At 54.8% G+C, this 2,629-nt stretch carries 3 protein-coding genes; 2 read left to right on the forward strand and 1 reads right to left on the reverse strand.

The window, feature by feature from the left end; all coding sequences use genetic code 11:
- The coding region (locus ACRCZA_RS13925) for a ComF family protein (protein WP_438675011.1) at positions 1-709 on the reverse strand (709 nt) is incomplete at its 3' end.
- A 31-nt stretch (positions 710-740) separates the two neighbouring features.
- Here ACRCZA_RS13925 and bioH point away from each other — a divergent pair.
- Positions 741-1,538 (forward strand): pimeloyl-ACP methyl ester esterase BioH, encoded by a 798-nt coding sequence (gene bioH / locus ACRCZA_RS13930; RefSeq protein WP_438675012.1) that lies wholly within the window; start codon positions 741-743, stop codon positions 1,536-1,538.
- 61 nt (positions 1,539-1,599) lie between these two features.
- Positions 1,600-2,166, forward strand: coding sequence for a hypothetical protein (locus tag ACRCZA_RS13935; RefSeq protein ID WP_438675013.1), 567 nt, complete (start codon positions 1,600-1,602; stop codon positions 2,164-2,166).
- Positions 2,167-2,629 lie beyond the last annotated feature (463 nt).

A 2,629-nucleotide genomic window follows, 5' to 3' on the forward strand; every position in this document is an offset into this window, starting at 1 on the left:
CGAACAGCCTAGCGATTTCGGCAACCGTGGTGCCAGTGGTCACGACATCATCGACTAAGGCAATGCGCTGATACGCAAAATCTTCAGTTAACTGAAAGGCATGGTGCAAATTGCGCCGCCGCTGCGCGCCGGATAATCCCGCCTGTGGCCGAGTGTCCTGCTGACGTGTTAAGCCCTGAGTGACAAGCGGGAGCTGCAGCAGTTGTGATAACTCCTTGGCAATGAGCCAGGCTTGATTAAATCCCCTTTGTCGCAAACGCGTGGGATGCAGGGGGACAGGCACGATTGCCTGTGGCAGGCTTAATAAACCTTGTCGCTCAAGGTGCTTAATTCGCGCAACGAGCGCATGGCACAGGATTGGCAGAGCCGCGAGTTGGCCCTGATACTTGATGGCCCCCACCCATGGCCCTAAACCTTGATGATAACTGCAAGGGGCAATGATTTTGCGCGGCGAGCGCCTTTGGCATTCGCCGCAATAATCCTGCTCAAGCAGCATGGATTTACCGCAGCCGAGGCAGATGGGGTCATGGTACAGGCTCGCTTGCAAGCACACGGCGCAGATCCCGGTTGCAGGCGCGGTGATGGATTGGTGGCACAGCAGGCAGCGGTTAGGTAAACTGGCCGCAATCCCTGCGAGTGCCAGACGATAAGTTAAGCTGAGGAGTCTGTGTACCTGCTGCAGCCCCATTCCTTTGGGTGTGAATGACATACTCTATCCCTATCGACAATCGAGGCCTTAAATGACCCCTGTGACGCCAACGATAATCCCTGCATCAGTGCACGTGCAAACCCAAGGCCAAGGGCCAGAACTGGTGCTGCTCCATGGGTGGGGGGTTAATGGTGGGGTGTTTAGCGCTGTGCAGGAGGCTTTGCCTGAGTATAGGACGCATGTGGTCGATTTGCCGGGCTTTGGCCTAAGTCCACCGTTGGCGGGAGGGTTGGACGCATGGGTGGATGCCCTCGTGCAAGCATTGCCCGCCAATGCGATTTGGCTCGGCTGGTCTTTAGGGGGGCTGGTGGCGACGCAGGCGGCTTTGCGTTATCCCTCCCAGATTAAAGGGCTGGTGACTATCGCCTCATCCCCTTGCTTTATTGCCAAAAAAGAGCAAGGTTGGCCGGGGATTGCGCCTGCTGTATTAAGTCAGTTTGGCGCTGAGCTGGGGCAAGATTTGCCGCGTACCATAGAGCGCTTTTTGGCCATCCAGGCCATGGGGAGCGCGACGGCAAAGGCAGATATTAAGCAGCTCAAAGATTTCGTCTTATCTCGCCCATTAGCTAGCCCTATGGCGTTGACTCAGGGGCTGGCGATGCTGCACGACATTGACCTGAGGAGCCAAATCGGCCAGATCCCTTTACCTTGGCTGCGACTCTGGGGGCGCCTCGATGGCCTCGTTCCTCGGGGCTTGTTGCCCTTGATGCCAACGGGGGAGCATATGAGTGATGTCGTGCTAGCAAAAGCCTCCCACGCGCCGTTTATTTCCCACCAAGAAGAATGTTTACAGGCCTTGCGTGCTTGGTTAACCCGTTATCATCATTAATGCTTTATCTTTGTGCGATAGCTGGCTAGTATTTAACCATTCGAGAATATAGGAATGTTTTATGCTGGTTGTCAGTCATTACCCGCAGGTGCCGCTAGCGACCAGTAATGTCGCGACGGATGCCGCTCGGGTCGACAATCAGCTTAAGCCTGTCATCATTCCGCCGCAGGCGAGCACGAAGGAGCACCCTGAGCGGGCGTTAAATCCCCAGCAAGAACGTAGCGCGGACCAAGCTCAGCAGCAAGCACGCTTACTTGAGCAAAAACAGCAGGTTCAGCATCGGCAGCAGCGCCAGTCTTCTCAGCAACAGGAGCAGCAGTCTGCATCTGAGCAAGAGTTGCCCAAAAAGGCGCTCGCGGTCCCTGAGGCGGCTCTGCGCAAAGCCTTTAATCTTGCTTTTCGTGGGCCAGCAGCGCTGCAGCGTAAGGATATCCGCCTAAAAGTGGGGAGCGAGGCCGAGGCAAATCTTGCCAATGCCACCGTCACGTCACCGACAGCTCAGTTTGCTCACTCGGCGCCGACCCATGAGTCCAGCCAGTTTTATCAGCAGGTGGGTCAGCATCTTCGGCAATTTTACGCCCAGCAATCCCTACCTGAGCCTGAAGCCTCTTTGTCGCTGTGGATTTGACAGGCAAACGCTCAACACTCGCTAACACGTTTCAATCCTGAGGGGTTAAAACCAAGTGTTAATATTCGGCCTTAGTTTTTTGCATCAAGCTTTCAACTTCTCTGCAGCTTAACCTCTCTTAGCTCAACTTCTCTGATTTCAACATTTGGGACTCAACATCAGGAGCTAAAGATCAGGAGCTAAAGTTCATCCTCCAAGGCCTGATCGCTAATCCTTAAAGGCGCTGAGTGAGGCGCTTTCTCTGGGAGGCGCTCTGCTTTTCATGAATAACAATGCCGCGAGGATCTGCGGCATTGTTGTTCATGGCTTGGATGTTACCGCTGTAGCGGATTATTTGGACAGGCGATACAGCCCTTGCTCGTAAGCTAAGCTGCCCCAAAGAGCCCAGCTGAGGGCTTTTTTCTCAAGGGCCTCGGCGGCTGGGGCGTGGCGGTTGAGTTGTTCGCTCTTGCTATCGTATTGG

Source organism: Shewanella sp. (assembly GCF_051658185.1).
Classification (GTDB): domain Bacteria; phylum Pseudomonadota; class Gammaproteobacteria; order Enterobacterales; family Shewanellaceae; genus Shewanella.

Bases quoted from the DNA above. Each gene is read 5' to 3' on its own strand.
- ACRCZA_RS13935 (WP_438675013.1), top strand. From the start codon at position 1,600: ATGCTGGTTGTCAGTCATTACCCGCAGGTGCCGCTAGCGACCAGTAAT.
- bioH (WP_438675012.1), top strand. From the start codon at position 741: ATGACCCCTGTGACGCCAACGATAATCCCTGCATCAGTGCACGTGCAA.